The sequence below is a fragment of the Candidatus Tisiphia endosymbiont of Oplodontha viridula genome, assembly GCF_964264865.1.
Taxonomy (GTDB): domain Bacteria; phylum Pseudomonadota; class Alphaproteobacteria; order Rickettsiales; family Rickettsiaceae; genus Tisiphia.
The window spans coordinates 565,564-586,019 of the sequence record NZ_OZ183486.1; the positions used below are offsets into that span (position 1 = coordinate 565,564).

Annotated in this window: 15 protein-coding genes, 2 tRNA genes and 1 pseudogene; 10 read left to right on the top strand and 8 right to left on the bottom strand. The window is 32.8% G+C overall.

Annotated elements, in window-relative coordinates:
• Nucleotides 1-38 precede the first annotated feature (38 nt).
• From ACFEL1_RS02740 to ACFEL1_RS02750, 3 genes and pseudogenes are all read left to right on the top strand, one after another.
• Nucleotides 39-123 (top strand) — tRNA-Leu (locus tag ACFEL1_RS02740).
• A gap of 93 nt (nt 124-216) precedes the next feature.
• A pseudogene (gene tig, locus ACFEL1_RS02745) lies at nt 217-1,550 on the top strand (trigger factor).
• Between the two features lie 171 nt (nt 1,551-1,721).
• Nucleotides 1,722-2,120: a DUF2660 domain-containing protein gene (locus ACFEL1_RS02750; protein ID WP_341761387.1), complete on the top strand. Its 399-nt coding sequence runs from the start codon at nt 1,722-1,724 to the stop codon at nt 2,118-2,120.
• Nucleotides 2,121-2,372: 252 nt separating this feature from the next.
• Here ACFEL1_RS02750 and ACFEL1_RS02755 read toward each other — a convergent pair whose 3' ends face one another.
• From ACFEL1_RS02755 to ACFEL1_RS02780, 6 genes are all read right to left on the bottom strand, one after another.
• On the bottom strand, nt 2,373-3,587 hold the full coding sequence (locus ACFEL1_RS02755) for a DEAD/DEAH box helicase (protein ID WP_341761388.1): 1,215 nt from the start codon (nt 3,585-3,587) through the stop codon (nt 2,373-2,375).
• A 432-nt stretch (nt 3,588-4,019) separates the two neighbouring features.
• Nucleotides 4,020-4,229, bottom strand: coding sequence for a cold-shock protein (locus ACFEL1_RS02760; protein WP_341751689.1), 210 nt, complete (start codon nt 4,227-4,229; stop codon nt 4,020-4,022).
• Nucleotides 4,230-4,468: 239 nt separating this feature from the next.
• Nucleotides 4,469-5,173 carry a TraX family protein gene (locus ACFEL1_RS02765; protein WP_342278370.1) on the bottom strand — a complete coding sequence of 235 codons (705 nt, stop codon included), beginning with the start codon at nt 5,171-5,173 and terminating at the stop codon, nt 4,469-4,471.
• Nucleotides 5,174-5,536: 363 nt separating this feature from the next.
• Nucleotides 5,537-7,060 (bottom strand): murein biosynthesis integral membrane protein MurJ, encoded by a 1,524-nt coding sequence (gene murJ, locus ACFEL1_RS02770; protein ID WP_342278369.1) that lies wholly within the window; start codon nt 7,058-7,060, stop codon nt 5,537-5,539.
• A gap of 195 nt (nt 7,061-7,255) precedes the next feature.
• A complete protein-coding gene (gene ppa / locus ACFEL1_RS02775; protein ID WP_341761391.1) occupies nt 7,256-7,798 on the bottom strand; it encodes an inorganic diphosphatase in 543 nt (180 codons plus the stop codon).
• Nucleotides 7,799-7,802: 4 nt separating this feature from the next.
• A complete protein-coding gene (locus ACFEL1_RS02780; protein WP_375331384.1) occupies nt 7,803-9,428 on the bottom strand; it encodes a methyltransferase regulatory domain-containing protein in 1,626 nt (541 codons plus the stop codon).
• A gap of 614 nt (nt 9,429-10,042) precedes the next feature.
• On the opposite strand from ACFEL1_RS02780, the gene ACFEL1_RS02785 reads away from it, so the two are divergent.
• The 3 genes from ACFEL1_RS02785 (at nt 10,043) to ACFEL1_RS02795 (ending at nt 11,297) form a co-directional block, all read left to right on the top strand.
• Nucleotides 10,043-10,117, top strand: a tRNA-Gly gene (locus ACFEL1_RS02785).
• A gap of 54 nt (nt 10,118-10,171) precedes the next feature.
• Complete coding sequence (locus ACFEL1_RS02790) at nt 10,172-10,699, top strand: c-type cytochrome (RefSeq protein ID WP_375331385.1); 528 nt, start codon at nt 10,172-10,174, stop codon at nt 10,697-10,699.
• Between the two features lie 124 nt (nt 10,700-10,823).
• A complete protein-coding gene (locus ACFEL1_RS02795) occupies nt 10,824-11,297 on the top strand; it encodes an NfeD family protein (RefSeq protein WP_375331386.1) in 474 nt (157 codons plus the stop codon).
• A gap of 376 nt (nt 11,298-11,673) precedes the next feature.
• On the opposite strand, the gene ACFEL1_RS02800 is transcribed toward ACFEL1_RS02795, so the two are convergent.
• On the bottom strand, nt 11,674-12,675 hold the full coding sequence (locus ACFEL1_RS02800; protein ID WP_341761395.1) for a serine/threonine dehydratase: 1,002 nt from the start codon (nt 12,673-12,675) through the stop codon (nt 11,674-11,676).
• An 89-nt stretch (nt 12,676-12,764) separates the two neighbouring features.
• Between ACFEL1_RS02800 and lon the strand changes: the two genes are divergently transcribed.
• The 4 genes from lon to ACFEL1_RS02820 all read left to right on the top strand — a co-directional run bounded on the left by lon (nt 12,765) and on the right by ACFEL1_RS02820 (nt 19,019).
• Nucleotides 12,765-15,104: an endopeptidase La gene (gene lon, locus ACFEL1_RS02805; RefSeq protein WP_375331387.1), complete on the top strand. Its 2,340-nt coding sequence runs from the start codon at nt 12,765-12,767 to the stop codon at nt 15,102-15,104.
• A gap of 69 nt (nt 15,105-15,173) precedes the next feature.
• Complete coding sequence (locus ACFEL1_RS02810) at nt 15,174-15,725, top strand: cytochrome b (RefSeq protein ID WP_375331388.1); 552 nt, start codon at nt 15,174-15,176, stop codon at nt 15,723-15,725.
• A 368-nt stretch (nt 15,726-16,093) separates the two neighbouring features.
• Nucleotides 16,094-17,062: an LD-carboxypeptidase gene (locus tag ACFEL1_RS02815; RefSeq protein ID WP_375331527.1), complete on the top strand. Its 969-nt coding sequence runs from the start codon at nt 16,094-16,096 to the stop codon at nt 17,060-17,062.
• 286 nt (nt 17,063-17,348) lie between these two features.
• Nucleotides 17,349-19,019, top strand: a complete 1,671-nt coding sequence (locus ACFEL1_RS02820; RefSeq protein WP_375331389.1) for an IS1634 family transposase — start codon at nt 17,349-17,351, stop codon at nt 19,017-19,019.
• A gap of 399 nt (nt 19,020-19,418) precedes the next feature.
• Here the strand turns inward: ACFEL1_RS02820 and hemC are convergent, their stop codons facing one another.
• A complete protein-coding gene (hemC, locus tag ACFEL1_RS02825; RefSeq protein ID WP_375331390.1) occupies nt 19,419-20,321 on the bottom strand; it encodes a hydroxymethylbilane synthase in 903 nt (300 codons plus the stop codon).
• Nucleotides 20,322-20,456 lie beyond the last annotated feature (135 nt).

Consider the following 20,456-nt stretch of genomic DNA (forward strand, 5'->3'; position numbering starts at 1 on the left):
TAAAACAATCTATGTTAAGTAGTCAGGGGTACAGCTATGCGGGTGTGACGAAATTGGGAGACGTACTAGATTTAGGTTCTAGCGCCGCAAGGCTTGGGGGTTCAAGTCCCTCCATCCGCACCACAAAATAATAATACAAAAACTGGAGAGCTTTATTTAATTTAGTAGCTCTTCAAGTTTTCGTAAGGTTTTAATATTGCTAATGAGTTTTTTAGTATGCAAGTCACAGAACTTAAAAATGAAGGTCTAGATTTTGAAGTTAAAGTAGTCCTTCCTTCTTCTAAAATTGCCAATGAAGTACAAAAAGAATTAGCTAGTTTAGCAAAAAAAGTTAAGCTTGATGGATTTCGTGTTGGTAAAGTGCCAATCAGCATTGTTAATAAAAAATATAAGCAATCTGTTAGGTCTGATGTGGTAAACCATGAAATTAATCATGCAGTACAGCATGTTATTAAAGATCATAAACTAAAAACAGTAGGTGATCCACAGTTAGAAAATTTACGTAATGAAGAGAATGAGGATATAGAATTTACTCTAAAATTTGAGCTATTACCTGATATTGAATTGCCAGATTTTAAAAAAATAAAAATTATTTATCCAAAGTTAGTAATTAAAGAAGATGATGTTAATAAGCAAATAGATAAGCTTGCATCTATATCAAAAATTTATAATAAAGAAAGTAAAGGGAAAGTAAAAGAAGGGCAGGAAGTTACTATTGATGCGATTGGTTATGTCAATAATGAGGCTTTTAAAGGTGGTAAGGTTACAGATTATAAACTAGTAATTGGTAGTGGAACTTTTATTGAGGGCTTTGAAGATCAGCTTATTGGAAGTAAGACTGGGGACGAGGTAGAAATCAACGTTAAATTTCCTGAAGATTACCATATGAAGCAAGTCGCAGGTCAACCGGCTAAGTTTATTGTACAAGTAAAGGCTGTACATTCTGCTGATGAGCTAGTTGTTGATGATGAGTTTGCTAAGAAATTTAATTGTGAAACACTAGAAGAGTTACGTGATAATATTTCTAAAAGCATAGAAAATGAATATAGTGAGCCTATACGCACTTTAATGAAAATGAGCTTATTTGATCAATTAGAAAAGCTATTAATGTTTAATGTTCCTAAATCTTTAATAGACCAAGAGATAAGTATTCTGAAATCTCAAACTGAGAAGAGCAATAGTGACTCAGATTCGATATTTAAAGATAAATCAGAAGCAGAAATTAGTGAGTATTATAATAAGCTAGTCTTACGTCGTGTTAGAATAGGTCTAATGTTATCCGAATATATGAAAATTAAGAATTTGCATATCGAACAGAAAGATCTTGTAAGTGCTATTATGGCTCAAGCAAGGAAGTTTCCAGGTCAAGAAACAGCAATATTTGATTTTTATAAAAAAAATCCTAATGCTCTTGAGCGCTTAAAAGGTCCGTTATTAGAAGAAAAAACAGTACAACATATTTTTGACAATGAAGTGATTTTAGAGAAAAAAATTATACGAAAGAAAAGCTTGAAGAATTTTTAGCACAAGAAGAAGATCGTGTGGTATAGAGTCAAGTAGCAGGGCATTATCATACCATTTCTGAAAACTAATCATCACGGTCGTACTTCATGATCTCCGCTCCTCACGTACTAGTTGTATGCGAAGGTACTCGACACTCGTACTCCGAGTAGCAATTTAGTTTTGGGAAATGGTATCAGTAAGATATATTTGAGGGTTTTATGCAAAATACTAATTTGATAATCGCTGTAATAGGTCTATTTCTAGTGTTTGTTACATTCTTTATTTATAAAAAGAGCAAGAAAACACCGGTTAGAACGCTTGTTGATGATCCTAATAATGCAGAACCATTTAATAAAGAAAATAATAAAAAGAACCTCTCACTCAATGATAGAGTTGAGCTATCTTGGAAGTTTTTATATGAAATTACAGAATTAATTATTAGTAAATTCTCTAAAAAGGATGTAGAGTTAGTAAATAAACTTGGTCATATCCTGCTAGATAATGGAATGAGATATGAGCATGTAGTAGATCTTGGTATCAAACAACAGGTTATATCAAGGGTTGCAAGCATTGAACAACAAGCATATTCCCAATCTCAGAAAACTTTGAGTAAATAAGTATACTCAAGTGATCTGAAGAATTGGTTTTGATAATTGAGAGGTATTAGCCATAGTACCCTACATTTTTTATATAACCACTATTACAATAGCTGCATCTATTAGTGAGGAGTCGCGAAAAAGCGGTAACGCAGCAACCTAGGATACGCGAAGCGTTACTCTAAAAAAACAGCTTCGCTGTTTACCTAGATCGCCACGGCATCTAAAGAGCCTTGCTATGACGATTATAGAAAAATGTAGGGTACTATGATATTAGAATGCTTTATTATTTCTAGCAGAACCAGCATAAGGTTTTCTATCATTGTTATTACGAGGAAAATAACTTTTTTTGCCATTATGACCATTAAATGGTTTCCTGCGATTCTTACTTTCCCTCATATCTGCTCTTGAAGTAGTTTCACCTTGATTTATTAGGCGGTCAATAGCTTTCCATCTGATATTATCTTCTGGCGAAATGAATGATAATGCACAACCTGAGAGACCAGCTCTACCAGTTCTACCTATTCTATGCAAATAATCTTCTGGAGCCATTGGTAAGTCATAATTGATAACATGCTGTGTATGAGGTATATCTAAGCCACGAGCTGCAACATCTGTTGCCACCATGATCCTATGACGAGAAGAGCGAAATGATGAAATTACACGATCACGTCTACCTTGTGTTAAATCACCATGTATAGCTTCAGCTTTATGATCTTCAAATTTCAACATTTTTGCAAGCTGATCAGCACCACGCTTAGTTTTTACAAAAATAATTATAGAACCATCACGTTCATTTAATTGCTTTATAAGCTCAGGAAATTTCTCTTTATCAGAAACACGCAAAGTTTCTTGTTTTATTTGAGATGCAGCCTTAGTAGTTGATCCAACAGTAATACGATGAGGATTAACCACGTATTTTTGCGATAATGCAATAATATGTTTTGGCATAGTAGCTGAAAACATTAAAACCTGGCGTTTTGCAGGTATATATTTATTTATTTCTTCTAATTGTTCTTTCATACCCATATCAAGCATTCTGTCCATTTCATCAAGTACTACCAGTTGGATAGTATTTAATTTTAAAGTACCACGAAGTAAATGATCTATGATACGACCTGGTGTGCCAATTATAACTTTAGGATTTACTTTTAGTTGTGTAAATTGTTTATGCATTGGTTCACCGCCTATCAAAACCGCACTAGGAAGTTTTATTTGAGTAGTTACCTTAGTTAAAGTATCACGCACTTGAGTAGCTAATTCCCGAGTTGGAACAAGTACCAAAGACATTGATTTAGTCTGTATAAAAGAATTGATTATTGGTAGCAAATAGGCAAGGGTCTTACCCGAACCAGTTTGACTAGAAGCTAGAACATCATTACCTTGCATAGCAACCGGTATGGCCTTTCTTTGAATTTCCGTTGGAGAGGTTATGTTCATGCGTTCAAGTGATATAATCACTTCATTTGGTAAATTAAAACTTTTCATTATATAAGTCCAATATTATTTATCTTAAATTAAAAATGCTCAAATGCTTTACCCCAATTCGGGATAAGAATTAACTAATTCTTATCCCGAATTGTGGTACATCGAAGGTGTAGGGATGATACCTTAGGCTATTAAACCGATGTATTACATCTAATTCAGGTTAGTCAAAGCATTTGAGTAAACATATATTCTATACTTTAAAAGAATAAGTGTATGATTAAGTTCTTACGTTATAATGTGAGTTGTCAATTAATTGTATAGTAAAAAACTGTTGTATTATGTTCCAACAAAATTATAACTTTAACTTACAGTGAAACACTGAATTACAAAAAATAATCCATGAAGTGTATAAAAAGATGATACTACCCAAAATTCACTAGTTTAATAACCACTCATAAATTTTGAGTAGTTGCTTGTAGTTTTAAATAAATATTATTTTATTTGTAGATTAACAGCAGAAATTTTCCCCTTATTATCTTCTAGATCAAAGCCAACACTTTGACCTTCATTAAGATTACGGATACCGGCACGCTCTACAGCCGAGATGTGAACAAAAACGTCACTCCCCCCATCGTCTGGCTGGATGAAACCGAAACCTTTGGTTGTATTAAACCATTTAACCTTACCTACTTTAGTAGCCATAAAAACCTTTTAGTATAGAGTTACTTATTTGAACTTAATTCGCAACTCTTCCGTAGAAATTAAACCAAATAAATCGATAGATACAAGGTTTTCATGCTATTAAAGAGTTAATTATTAAACTCAACAAACATGTTACTCTTTTTCTTAATAATTGTCAACAAGGGATAAGACAATTATGTGTAGATTCTATATTTTTCTTTGAAACATAGACATTTTAGCACAGTTTATTAACTGATTTATCAATTCTGTAAGTAGAATTTAAAAAATAGAAATTGTAAAATTGCTAGATGTATAGCATAGATATATAAAGCATTATGGCTTATAATTCGCAAATTTATAGCAATTTTTTGTTCAAAATTTCTTGCAACCATAAATATATATTGTAAAACTCCAAATATAACTACTATAAGTACATAGATATACGACAAGGGAAAAACAGCAATGGTATGCAGTACAGTCAAAATCATAGATATTGCAACGGCAATCCTAAGATTACCTAGATCATGTTTAGCTATATAGCCAAGTAACATGATAGCTAAACCTATGGTACCATAATCAACCAAGAACCAAGTGCAGAACCAAAGAGTCCCAAGGAAGACAACATGACAATAACCCTTATAGAAAAAATTATTTAGGCTATTTTGAAAACAATAAAGATAGCACTGACCTAGAAAAATAGGAATAAGTATGTTAGTTGTGGTGAACTGCTTAAATAATATAGTAGTAAAAATATGTAGTAGAACTCCGACTACAAGAATTTTAATTTTTGGTTTTTTATGAAAATTATAGCCAACAAAAAAGCAGAAAATAGGCATACTAATACGACCAATAACCCGCATTATCTCGTATTCAGGGAAAAAGTATAACCCTAAATGATCTATTACCATGGTTATTATGGCTATAGTTTTCAAAAAATCTTGATAATTAGATTCAGTTTTCATCATTAATATACTACTATGATTTCAAGAGTTGATAGACACCCCAATTCAGGATAAGAATTAGTTAATCTTATCCCGAATTGGCTTTAATATTAGTAAATACACCTTCTCTACACGTCTATTAGTGAGAAGACCGTAAGGTCGACGAAGCAATCCAGTAACATCATTTATCTATAGATTGTTTCCTAGATTGCTTCGCTTACGCTCGCAATGACGCTATGGTATAGGTGTTTGTAAACTTTCAACAGTTATGGTGCAAGCACCTTCTCGCAATGACGTTTTATTTCTGATTCAGCTAAACATCGCCAAAGTAAGGAAAAATGTATTCTTAAAGCGGCTTTGCGAATGCATTTTAAACCTTTCTATATATTATTTTGGATAAAGTCTAAAATAATAAATCATTAGAAAAAACGTCATCGTTCCAGATAAAATTGTGGCTGCCAGCATAAAAGTTTTTACTAATAACAATTCAGAATAATAATATTCAGAACAATAGTGCTTAATCACCCAAATTACTAGTACCATTATTACGCAGCTGAATAAAATCTTGCCACAAAAAAAGTATAATTTTGAATCAATGAAAGAATGACCATACTTCTTTGTATATATATATAACAACCAAACATTATACCAAGCGGTAATAGAGCAGCCAAGAGCGATACCAAGATGACCATATGGTTTCATCAGAACGATATTTAATATAGTATTCACAGTAAGAGAATATAATGTTATTTTTAAAGGAGTTTTCGTATCACTATTAGCATAAAATATAGGCATCAAAATTTTGGCAAGTATAAAAGCTGGTAAACCAAGGGCAAAACCGGAAATAGCTTCAGCAGTTTTAATTGTATCAGCATAAGTAAAAGCTCCACGCTCATATATTACATGAATGATTGATTCTGATAAAGCGATAATACCGAACGCAGCTGGCAAAGATAATAAAAGTCCAACTTTAATAGCATTATTTTGAATCCTTGCTGCTTTTTCTAAATCATTCATTTGGTATGTTTTTGATAATTCTGGTAATAATATAGTACCAAAAGTTACCCCTATTATAGATAAAGGAAATTGGTATATTCTATCTGCATAGGATAATATTGAAATTGTTCCTTCGATGAAGCTAGCTATTGATTGCGAGATAAATAAGTTAAGTTGCTGAAATCCAGAGCTAATAGTCGCTGGACCCATACCAAACAAAAACTTTTTTACATCTTTATTACATGGGTCAAAAACTAGTGGGAATGATAAACCAACCCTAATTACACAAAAAAACATAAAGATAATTTGTAATAACCCAGCAATCAACAAAGATAAACTAATCGATATAGGAGTAGATATATGTTCTTGTAATATTACTGTTGTAATTATAACAGTAATACTTAAAATGATCGGAGAAAAAGCAAAAGCTGCAAATCTTTTTACTGAATTTAAAATTCCCCCTAGTAAAGCACTTACCGAGATAAAAATTAAATATGGCATGGTAATGCGACACAAAATAATTGTCAAATTAAACTTGTCTAGATCTTCATGAAAACCAGGAGCAATAATGAACATTAATGATGGCATGAAAATCTGCATTAACACTACCACACTCACTAAAGTAATAAGTAAAATAGTAAAGATAATGCCAGTGAAATGGCGTGCTGCTTCTCGAGATTCTATGAGTTTTGTATTAAAAATAGGTACAAAAACGACTGAAAGCGCCCCTTCCCCAAAAATACGCCTAAATAGGTTGGGTAATTTAAAAGCAACATTAACACTATCAGCAATATTACCAGCACCAAATAATGAAGCAATGAATAATTCGCGAGCCAAACCAAATATACGGGAGATTAAAGTAAAGACAGATACTATAATTCCAGAACGAAATAATGTATATCCTTCGCCTTTCATTTAAGCCGCCTCGATGTTATGTAAGCACTGTTCTTCACCTTATCGTTTTCGGTCATAAAGCAAATGCCAATTATTGATTTTCTATCTTATACCATTTCCCAAAACTAAATTGCTACTCGGAGTACGAGTGTCGGCTACCTTCGCGTACAACTAGTACGTGAGGAGCGGAGATCATGAAGTACGACGACGTGATGATTAGTTTTCGGAAATGGTATTAGTAGATACCCTTAATATACCTTCATTAATCAACTCCTTAGCTTTTTGAGCATTTTCCCAGCCAGTTACCTTCACCCACTTACCTTTCTCTAGATCTTTATAATGTTCAAAAAAATGTACTATACGTTGTTTCAACATCGGGCAAAGATCATCTAAATCTTTTATTGAATCAAAAGTAATATCTAGTTTAGAGCTAGGCACAGCAATAATTTTTTCATCCAATCCAGATTCATCTTCCATCATTAAAACACCAATAGGGCGTGACCTAATCACAGAGCTAGGTATGACAGGATAATGTGATACAACCAATACATCTACTGGGTCTCCATCCTCTGATAAGGTATGCGGGATAAACCCATAATTACATGGGTAAAACATAGCAGTTTGCATAAACCTATCAACAAATATTGCTCCTGATTCCTTATCCATCTCATATTTTATAGGACTATCTTGCATTGGAATCTCGATAATCACATTTATCTCTTCATGACCGACTTTGGTCTTAATTTTATCAACTAACATCACTTTACCCAATTAATAAATAATTTCTTTTGCATTTTTGCAAGCAAACATCTACATAATGACTAATAAATGGCTTTAAAAGGTTTTCGTCGCTTATCTTACCATTTTCATTAGATGCCACTAATACTCCAAAAGCAAATTTTTCAAATATTTTTTCTTCAATCTGCTGAATAGAGTTGTGTCCATCTAATAGCTCAATAATATATTTTTCATGCAATTGCAATGGAACAACAGCATTAACTCGATTTGTCACAAACAAATTAGTTGAGTCTAATTTTTGAGCTTGATATCTTGCTAAATCACTTACTTTTGGTTTTGCCGAGATTTCATATACTGACTGAGGTTTTGTTGCAAATATTTGTACGTACCCTTGTAACATTAGTTTTATAATTACAGGATCTAATTCTGCTCTAATATCTTTAAGCTGTAATTTTTCTAATTTTTTCATAGCCAATTTACAAATTTTATCCAAAGTCAAAGGATTACCAATATTATCAGCATAAACATAGAAAACTGCCTTTATTATAGGAGAAGACGTTGAAATATTAGGGGATTCTGAATTATTATTATAATGAAATCCTAAACTTTCTACTGTATTACTCATATCCACTTCATTTTCAGGTATTACTGGTATAATATTAGCAGTAGTATAAAAATCACTTAACTTACTTGGTTCAATTTTCCTATCTATAGTGACATTATTGTGGCATAACAAAGTAGTCCTAAATTTACGATTAGTGATAAAATCCATATATTGTTCGGTTCTAACAATATCATTTATCGCTTGTAATTGTTCTGCAGCCTTGGCAGATAAATTACCGACAAACATCGCAGAAAGTGCAGAATCTCCAAGGTAATTTAAATTATGTTTTCTAGCTGTACTTATGAATTCATGGAAATAAAAAGCTGTATTTTCTTCTCCAAGATATTCATGTAGTAAATATGAATCATTTGTAGTTTTAAGAAGTTTAGTTTCGTGTTGTAAGAATTTAGAATAAGAATTATCTGAACCTTCTAAAGAATCATTAACAAAATCTAATAATAATCTAGCTTGTTGTATTTTACTATGGTTGTCAGTAAAGGTGCTACTGTGAAACATCATCATATCTCTGATAGTTTTTTGCATATTCCAGCCTGGCAGAGTATTATAACTAATAAAGGCAATACCGTTGGGGTTTAATAATTTATTGCAAATTTCAAAAATCTTGTCCTTAACTATAGTAGGCACCCACGAGATTACTCCATGGCAAATTATATAATCGAACTTACCAACTGACTCATCAAGATTTAGTATAGATAATTGTTTTAGTTCAATATTTTTAAGACCTAAACTCTTAATTATTTCCATGCCATTAACAATTTGGACTTTTGACAAATCAATTCCTAAAGAATAAGATTTTGGGTAACTTTCAGCAAAATCAATCATATTGCCACCTTCAGCACAACCAATATCAAGTATCCTAGCAGTATCTATAGCAGGAGGTTTCATGTTAAATAATAGACCAATAGTTCTTAAATGTTCCGGTCTTGTATAAGTAAAAGGAAAACTTTCATAAGGAAAATCATCATAATTAATATTATTTGTTTGCTTTTCTAACAAACTGTTATTAGGATTATTTTTTTGCCCCATATATTTGCTCCATGATAAAAGTAATAATTTCTAGTGGATTTAGTTATTTTAAGCAAGGATTTTCTACATTTCTGTAGGGTAATCTAATTAACCTCAAGTATCGATGTAAAAAATTAATAGTAGGCTCAAGTAATCATTGCCATTAGGGATGATTTCACCCCACGACTGTTGAAAGTTAAAAAACTGTCTATTAGCGAGGAGACCGTAGGTCGACGAAACAATCTATATGACAAGCTTCATGGATTGCCGCACTCACGTACGTTTGCTCGCAATGACGATTTTTTTAACTTTCAACAGTTATGGAATGACACAATAGGCTATTAAAATGTCTTACATCGAATTAAAGGTTAATTAAAAGCATCTACGATTAAAATTAAATTTCTTTTTATGTTATTTCTTCTTGATCTTTTTACAGTATTTCCTTATATTCATGACTTGTTTTTATATACTGCTCGTAAATGAAGAGTTGATAGACGAAGATCAAAATCATGATAGTAGCAGGAGTCAAAGGGTCGAGGTGCTAGGCGTACATTTAGTACGTGAGTACCGAAGAACCCTGAAGACGACAACGCAATTCTTGATTTTCATCGAGTATATAAGTGAGCCTTTTAAAAGCGGGTGTAGCTCAGGGGTAGAGCGCTACCTTGCCAAGGTCGAAGTCGAGGGTTCGAATCCCTTCACCCGCTCCAGTATAAAAATGGTTCTAAGATAATACATATTCTCTCTACGGAGACGACCTAAATATGTCTGGAATAGAATTAAATAAAATTGCTGCTTCTATTTTGTTAGCCAGTTTAATTGCAATGATGGTAGGGTTTATAACAAATATTTTGTATAAGCCTGTTTTACATCCTGAATCTCGAGGTTATAGTGTAGAAGTAACAGAAGATTCTCATAGTGACCTTGACGCTAAGGTTGCCGTAGAAGCACCAGTGAATATAGAAGAATTGATGAAAACTGCTAATGCTGAAGCAGGAAGGGAGATAGCAAAAAAATGCCTAATGTGCCATTCTCTTGATAAGAGTAAAGCTAATAAGGTTGGACCACATCTATGGAATATCTTTGGGGCAGAAAAAGCTAAAGCAGAGAATTATAAATATTCAAGTGCTTTATCCAGTAAAGGGGGAATTTGGGATGAAGAAAGTTTATTTCATTTTTTGCATAAACCTAGTCAATATATACCTGGTACAAAGATGACTTTTGCTGGTTTAAATAAACCTCAAGATATAGCTAATGTTATAATGTTTTTAAAGACATTTGTTCATGACTAAATTCTCCCTCGGTGTCATTCCGCCTACGTGAGAAGATGCTGAGGACTTATTCTACCCAAAAACTTGAAGAATTGATAAACCAATTCTTCAAGTTTTTGCAGTATATATTAGTTGAAGGTATCCTATGATCCTATCTGAAATTTCAATAGTAGAATGGTGGTTGATCGCTGGCGTTATTTGTATAATTATAGAATTTGCTAACATTCCAAATGTTGGTTTTTTATTTTTGGGTCTAGGTGGAGTATCTACTGCAATAATATTAAACAATTACCCGGGTCTTTTAAAATACCAGTATATAATTTTTGGCTTTGCTTCTTTTATGTGGCTGATTACCTTATGGTATCCGCTAAAATTTTATGTTTACAAGAAATATGATAAGTACGAATATTCTGATATGGTTGGTAAGGAAGTAGTGGTATACAGCAATAAACTTCTAGTAGGGGAAACAGGACAGGTATTGTGGTCAGGAACTATTATGAATGCTAAACTCAGCAAAGATACTATCAAATCAGTACATAAAGGAGATCTACTTCGCATAGTGCAAGTTGATGGTAATGTGCTTATATGTACTGCAAAAAATGGGAGTGTTACGAACTGATTTTGTTTGGTAATTTTGTTGTCAAAATGTGTTGTCAAAATTTGCTTTTGCTCTGTAACAATCGTCTGTGTATGCGAAGCACAACTGTTGAAAGTTAAAAAATCGTCATTGCGAGGCGTCTACTTAAGAGCGTAATGATTGAATATGTATAAACAAATTAAACACAGCCGTCATAGCAAGGCTCGTCAGATGCCGTGGCGATCTAGATAAACAGCGAAGCTGTTTTTTAGAGTAACGCTTCGCGTATCATGGATTGCCGCGTCGCCGCTTGCAGCGGCTTCTCGCAATGACGGTTTAGGGCTTGCAAAGCTTATTGCGATGACGATTTTTTAACTTTCAACAGTTGTGCTTTTTGCCCCAATTCGTGTAAACTAGGTTACATTAATGGGCTTGGTAAATTAGATAGATAGTTCCCCTTCCAAAGCTCCTGATAAAGAGCAGGATCAATGTTTCCACCTGATATAAGTACTAAAACTCTCTTAGGTTTTGATTGTCTCTTTAACCAATCAACTACTCCAACCATATTTAAAGCACATGATGGTTCACAAGCAATTTTTAGTAAATGCGTTAACCAAGCGGTCCAGTAATATATAGAATATTCATCAGCAAGAAAGAAATCATCAAGTTTATTTAGATAATTAAATGTACGTGGTGAAACTGCTAAAGTACGCAAGCCATCTGCTATAGTATGTGGTGAATTAGCAAATCTGTATATTGAACCTTGCTGAATAGATAAAAAAGCATCATTCGCATTAACCGGCTCTGAACCTATAAGCAAGCTGGATGGAGACAGTAATTTTTTTGCTAAATATGATCCAGAAAGTAATCCACCTCCTCCACAAGAAGCAAAAATAGCATCTGGGCTAAACCCCAGTTGTTGCAAGGCTTCATAACACATAGTACCAGCTCCAGCTATACTCGAATCACTATCAGAAGGATGCAAATAGTAGAAATCATTTTCTATGTCACCTTTTGCCCTATCTTCTGCCACTTGCCTAGTATCGGTCAGTATAACCTCTGCTCCGTAATATCTTGCTGCTTGTTGCTTAATTGGAGAAGTATCTTTGGGCAAATAAATTCTTGCATTCAGATTAAGAATTTTTGCTACCCAAGCAAGACCAATTCCATGATTACCTGTACTATATGCAACAATTTTATCTAGTAAACGATTTCGTTCTTGTAACTCTAATAAATGGTTTAATACCCCTCTAACCTTGAATGCTCCAGTTTTTTGCAACGATTCTATTTTAAAGAAAATTTTATGCCCCAGCATTTCATTTAAAGTTTCAGACTGGACTATTGGAGTCAAATGAAGATATTGTTTTACCCTATTACTTGCTATTGATATTATATTTGGAGATTGAGGTGATAAATGCATATACAAAATAAATGTAGCTTGAAATCCCAGCACGGCAACATTATATAGTTAACAATCCCTTTAGTATATAAATTTTTCAAGGTTTTAGTATGACAAATAAAGAAAAATTACCCCTACTCGCATTAAAAGACATGGTGATATTTCCCGGCATGGTTGCTCCCATATTTGTCGGTAGGACAAAGTCTCTAAAAGCCTTACTGAATACTAAATCTACAGATACTAATAGATATATATTATTGGTGTTACAAAAACAACAAGATCAAGACACTCCAGATATTCAAGATCTTCATTCTACAGGAGTAATTGCTAAAATTATACAAACAGTAAGGTTACAAAATAATGCAAAAATTCTTGTTGAAGCAATGCAGAAGGTTAAACTTCATAACATAACTAATAAAGAAATGTTTGAAGCTGAATATAGCATACTACAAGATGAAGAGGTAATTGATGTGGAAGCTTTAAAAGTTTCTACGTCAATTGTCATTGAGTTATTTATGAAATATACCAAGAATCATAAAAAAATTAATCCAGAAATAATAGAAACAATAGCTGATGAACTAACCAAAGATCCGACAAATTTTAGTTATATTACTAATGTGCTAGCCTCTTATCTGACTGCACCATTACTAATAAAACAAACTTTATTAGAAGAAACAAAACCTCAAACACGAATTAAAACTATAATAGATACATTGACATCTAGTATGGCTCAAATGGAAGCAGAACAAGCTTTACAACTACGAGTAAAAAAACAAATTGAAAAAACTCAGCGTGATTATTACTTGCACGAACAAATGAAAGCTATACAAAAAGAACTCGAGCAGGATAAATCTGACTTCTCTGATATAGAAAAAAAGATTAAGACCTTAAAACTTTCAAAAGAAGCAAAAGAAAAAGCCGAATCAGAACTGAAAAAGCTAAAGCTTATGAATCAAATGTCAGGTGAATCCTCAGTTGTTCGTAACTATCTTGATACAATATTAGCTATGCCATGGGGAAAATTTGATAATAGTAAAACTGATATAAATAAAACTAGAGAAATTTTGGATCGGGATCATTTTGGTCTTGAGAAAGTCAAGGATCGCATCATTGAATATTTAGCAGTATTACAACGCTCTAAAAAAATTAAAGGACCTATACTATGCTTAATTGGTCCTCCAGGAGTGGGAAAAACATCACTGGTCAAGTCAATTGCTGAAGCAATGGGTAGGAAATATACTAAATTTGCTCTTGGCGGCATTAGAGATGAATCGGAAATTAGAGGTCATAGAAAAACATATCTTGGTTCTATGCCAGGAAAAATCATAAACTTAATTAAAAAAGTTAAAACTAATAACCCTGTTATGTTATTAGATGAAATTGATAAAATGGGTTCTGATTTCCGAGGTGATCCAGCATCTGCTTTACTTGAAGTTTTGGATCCTGAACAAAACAGCCATTTCGTTGATCATTATTTAGAAGTAGAATATGATTTATCAGAAGTAATGTTTATTGCAACAGCCAATTCTTATAATTTGCCAAGAGCTTTACTAGATCGTATGGAGATCATTAATGTTTCTGGTTATGTTGAAGAAGAAAAATCACAAATTGCTAAAAATTATTTAATACCAAAGCAATTGAAACTACATCAAATGAAGAAAAATGAGCTAACTATTGATGATGGAGCAATTTTAGAGTTAATCAGATATTATACCAAAGAATCAGGGGTAAGATCGCTTGAAAGAGAAATTAGCTCTGTTACAAGAAAAATATTGCAAAGGATTCTGAGTAACAAAGAAGTAAAAAGCATATCAATATCATCTGAAAATCTTGAAGAATATTTAGGTGCTAGAAAACATAATTTTGGTTTAGCTGAGAAAGAAGACCAAATAGGCAGTACCACGGGGCTTGCTTATACAGAAGTTGGCGGAGAACTATTAACCATTGAAGCATTGTCATTCCCTGGAAAGGGAGATATTAAAACTACAGGCAAGCTTGGGGATGTAATGAAAGAATCCGCTCAAGCAGCTTATAGTTGTTTCCGCTCTAGAGCTAATAATTTTGGACTGAAGTACGAAGATTACAAAGACCTTGATATCCATTTACATGTACCGGCTGGTGCAATTCCAAAAAATGGGCCATCTGCTGGATGTGCAATATTTACCACTATTGTTTCACTTATGACCAAAATACCAGTCAAAAGAACTGTGGCAATGACTGGAGAAATTACCCTAAGGGGTACAGTGTTACCAATTGGAGGACTAAAAGAAAAATTATTGGCTGCTAGCCGAGGTGGTATACAAACAGTATTAATACCTGAAGAGAACATCAAGGACTTAAAGGATATTCCACCGAATATAAAGAATAGCTTGGAAATTTTATCAGTGTCAAATATAGATCAAGTACTAAAATTAGCTTTAGTGAATAATAATTTTACAGTTGCTAACTAAAAAAATATTAACATTAAGATAGAAACTTGAATATACTTAAAATTATTTATCTATGTTGTAGGTTTGAATATGACTATTAAAAACACTGAAGATTCCTATGGTTTAGTTACACAACTTCTACATTGGATAGTTGGAGTTATGATAGTGTCAATGATTATAGTTGGTTTTTCTATGCAAAACATAGAAGATCCTGGTGTAAAACAGCAAATTTACACCTCCCACAAGGCTATAGGCGTGATGGTATTATTACTAGTATCCATAAGATTACTATGGCGTTTAATTAATATCAGAGTAATCTTACCAAGTGATTTACCAAAATGGCAAAAAAATGCCGCTACCTTAAATATCAATATACTCTATCTTTTAATGTTTATAATGCCAATCAGTGGTGTGTTAATGACCATTCTATCAGGTCGTAACATTGACATATATGGACTGTTTACTATCACTTCATTCATTCAGAATGCATTATTTGCCAAAATATTTTACAAAATGCATGAATTTTCAGCATTTATTCTCTGTGCTTTAATTGCTCTGCATACTTTAGCTGCCTTTTATCACCATTTTGTAAGAAAAGATGATGTATTGAAGAGAATGTGGTTTAACAACAGAAATAATTGAAAATATAAAGAATTAGGCAACTTTTGGAATTGCTGCATATAACTATGTATAGTCCTCTATAATATAAAAGTATTGTGGATAAGTTTGTGAATAAAAAATGAATAATCATTTTGTAAAATCCATGTTCAACTTAATTTTACATCTTATTAACAAACAAATATATTTCCATAATTGCTTAAAGTATTGATTAAATCTTATTAATATCTTAATTGTAAATAGAAAAAATATTGATGCCATTGACTAATTTTTACTTAGTGCATAACTTTTATCGTGTATAATCAAATTAATTAATGATAAAATTCAGACTATAACAGAAAACCATCCATATCATAAATTTTTCAAATAAGGTTATTATGTTACCAATTCGTATAATCCTCCTACCAGTTGTTTTTATGTTATTATCAGCATTTTCGAATCTAGACTTTAACAAAAATAATAAGGAATTTATTAGCTTATTGAAAGATACAAAAATTGCTGTTGTTGCTCCTGCCTCAGGGGTAAGCAGTGAATTATTATCTAATTTAAAAAATATTACTTCATTAAAACTAGATATTCCAAATAGTTGCTTTGGAGGAAAAAGCTTATTCCATTCTGCCGATGATAAAACAAGGTTATCGTGTTTAGAAAACGCATTACTGGATCAATCAAATGACGTAGTATGGACACTTCGCGGGGGATATGGTTCAGCAAAATTGATTCCTGACTTACAACGCATGAAAAAACCTATAAAGGAAAAGTTTTTTATAGGGTTTAGTGATATGACGGCTTTACATATTTTCTTTTCTCAAGAATGGGGATGGAAGACAATTCATGGTAACGGAATCATTGAAATATTTAATCCAACAAGAGATCATCAGAATTTTATAAAAATAGCAAAAATAATTTCTAGTAAAGAAATTCTAGCTAAAATTAAAGGGTTATCAGCAATCAACCCTGTTGCAAAATCTAGCAAAATTGTTACAGGTAATCTTACTGGTGGTAATTTAACCATTGTACAAACATCTATCGGTACATCATGGCAAATAAAAACAGCAGATAAGATTCTTTTTTTGGAAGATGTTGACATAAAACCATATCAGCTAGATCGTATTTTATATCATTTAAAACAAGCAAGGCTGCTAGATCATGTAAATGCTATAATATTTGGGACTTGTGGAGGTGATGGTAAGAATATCATTACTGTTCTTACTGATTTTGCAGCAACCTTAAAAATTCCAGTATTTAAGACTAATAGGTTTGGTCACGAGCAAATTAATGATCCAATTATTTACAATACTAGTACAAAAATTATTCCTTCTAATGATAACCAGTTCGAATTAATAATGAAATGCTATTAAGAATAATTCTAAGTTAACCCAAGAAACCCCAATTAGGGATAAGAATTAGTTAATTCTTATCCCTAATTCGCGTAAGAAGGTTTTAGCTATAGTCAATTGAAGAGAATTGAGTAGCACCTGACTTCCGCAGATTTTTTGATATTAGTTGTTATAAGTGGCATTAGTAAGGAGGTGAAGTGGTATTCTCGTTCTGTTGTGCCTAGTAGATATTTTATTATTGACTTTAACTGCGATGTTGTTTATTATTTAATTAATTGAATATAGCCCCATATTTTATAGCCCTAATATGTACATACGTCGTAAAAAAAGTCCTAATAGTCCAAGGCAATCTATCCAAATAGTAGAAGGTTATCGTGATAGTAAAGGTAACGTCAAACAGCGTATAGTACGTCATTTAGGAGTCTTCGTAGATGAAGTAGAAGAAGCTAAATTAGTTGCCCTAGCACAAGATTTGATTGCCAAGATTAAAGCTGAGAGAGAAGCTGCAACTGGGCAGGGGAATTTGTTTACTGATGATACTAACAAGGTTAAAAGAGGTCGTCCAACTAACAAGCAGTTAAAAGATATTCTACCTGTTAATGAAGTAAAACTAAATGAGGTTGTAGAAGTCAAGCGAGTTGTTGAAGGAGTGCATCAAATAGGAGGGCATGTTTATGATCAAATGCATTTTAACCAGTTACTAGCAAGGAAACGTGACGCTGGGATGCTGAAGGATTTAGTGTTAGCCCGCATGGTAAGGCCAGATAGTAAAAAAGGGATAGTTGAGTATTTAAGCGATCAATTTGACCAGCATCATGATCTAGATGCTACTTATTGGATGATAGACAAATTACATGAGCAAATACCTAAAATTAAAGAATTATGCTTTAAAAACACCCTAACCCTGATTCCTAATAAAGAGATTAGCCTAGTATTTTTTGATGTTACTACACTATACTTTGAATCAGTAGAAATAGATGAGCTAAGAGCCTTTGGCTATAGTAAAGATCATCGCTTTAATACTACCCAACTAGTTCTTGCCCTAGCAACTAATGAGGATGGATTACCACTTGGCTATGAGCTGTTTAGTGGTAATACCGCAGAAGTTAGCACCTTAATTAAATCAATTAACAGCTGGCAAGCGTATCTTAAAGTTAAAGATGTCTGTTTTATTGCTGATCGTGCAATGTTTAGTAAAGCTAACTTGCAAGCTCTCGATGAAGGTGGTTATCGTTATATTGTGGCAGCAAAGCTTAAAACACTCAAGAAAGAAAAGAAAGAAGAAATATTATCAGAGGAAAACTATAAGCCTACTGTTATAGGCAATGATCTTACTTGGATTGCCGATCTAGAGCATGATGGTAAACGTCTAATTACCAGTTATAAATCTAAAAGGGCTATTAATGATGCACAGGAGCGACAAAAAATTTTAGATAAAATTAATAAGACTATTGGTGAGTTTGGTAGTACTAAAAAACTTATATCTAATAGTGGAGTAAAAAAATATACTTCTAGTGAAAATGGCAAGAGCTATATTGACGCAGAGAAGATAGAGCAGGATGCGTTGTGGGATGGCATGCATGGGGTAATCACCAATGACCAGACTATAACTCCACATGAAGCAATAGCAAAATATGCTAGATTATGGGTAATTGAAGAGCAATTTAGAATCAATAAACATAATTTACAAATGCGTCCAATTTTTCACTGGACTAAACAAAGGATAGAAGCACACATAGCTGTGTGTTATATGAGTTTTGCAGTGCTTAAAACTATAGAATACAAGGTTGCTCTGACCCAAAAGATCAGTGTCACTAACATCGTTGAATTATTAATATCAGTACAGGCTTCAATCTCAAGACATACAAAGACTGGTGATCTTTATAGACTACCAAGTGCAATAAAAAACGAAGCTAGAAAAATCTATAAAACCTTTAACATCAAACGTTCAGACCATGCTGCAATATATTTAAAATAACAAAATAATGTTGTGCCTAAAATTTAAAAACCCCAGCACTATGACCCTTCTAAGCTTATGCCTTATTAAAAAATGCGGAAGTCGGGAAGAAACCCCAATTAGGGATAAGAATTAGTTAATTCTTATCCCTAATTCGCGTAAGAAGGTTTTAGCTATAGTCAATTGAAGAGAATTGAGTAGCAGGAGCGATGGAGCGACACCTATATATACTCGATGAAAATCAAGAATTGCGTTGTCGTCTTCAGGGATCGTAGGTAGCCACGTACTAATGTAGTACGCCTAGCACCTCGACCCTTTGACTCCTGCTACTATCATGATTTTGATCTTCGTATATCGACTCTTCATTTACGAGCAGTATATAATAGGCGAGGGATCGAAGACGACGTTACCAAATTCTCCTCAATTCACTATAGCTAACATCAAAGTTTTTGCAGCCTGTATGCCAGAATTTTTGCAATCTTTTGGATTAGAAATGTCACTATGAAAAACTATTTTACTACCGTCAAAATCAGAAAGCATAAACTCTGTAAGAATATCATTACCTATATACGTTGAATAAGCAGCTATAGGAGTTTTACAATCTGCATCTAAATATTCCAAAAATGCCCTTCCAGCTTGCATTAGTTCCCATGTTTCAAAATGGTTAATTTTATTACATATTTCTTGCATTTTATTATCATTTTTTCTTATCTCTATCGCTATAACACCCTGTCCTACAGAGGGCAACATTTCCTTTGTCTCTATTAAGTGGCAATATTGTGTATCAAATAGTCCTAATCTTTTTAAACCACTATAAGCTAAAATAGTTGCATCAACATCACCTTGCATTAATTTTTTTATTCTTGAATCAACATTTCCTCTAAAAGTAACAATTTTTAAATCAGGTCTTTTTCTTTGTATTAGGACTTTTCTACGCACTGAAGATGTACCTACCTTACTAGCAAAAGGCAGTTCTTCTATTGATTTATAATCTAAGCAGACAAATACATCCCGTGCATCTTCGCTCTCAAGTACAGCACATATCATCAATTCTGACGGTAGTTTGCAAGGTACGTCTTTTAAGGAATGTACAGCTAAGTCAATTTTGCCATTTATAAGAGCATTTTCTATTTCTTTTAAAAATAAAGCTTTGCCACCTATATCATACAGATTTTTATCCTTAATCAAATCACCAGAGGTAATTATTGGGACTATTTCACAATTTATGTTTGGGTAATGAATTTTAATTTGGTCGACTACTAAATTTGTCTGTACTAGAGCCAAAGGGCTTCTTCTTGTACCTATTTTTATTACTTTCTTCATAGAATAGAACTTAGCTATTTTCTCAAATGCAGATATTTTTATTACCGTTAATCTACGAAACTCATCATCTCCAAAATCTTATAATTACATATATTCTATGATAGGGCTAATATAGAAATTACTTCTATGTTCTAT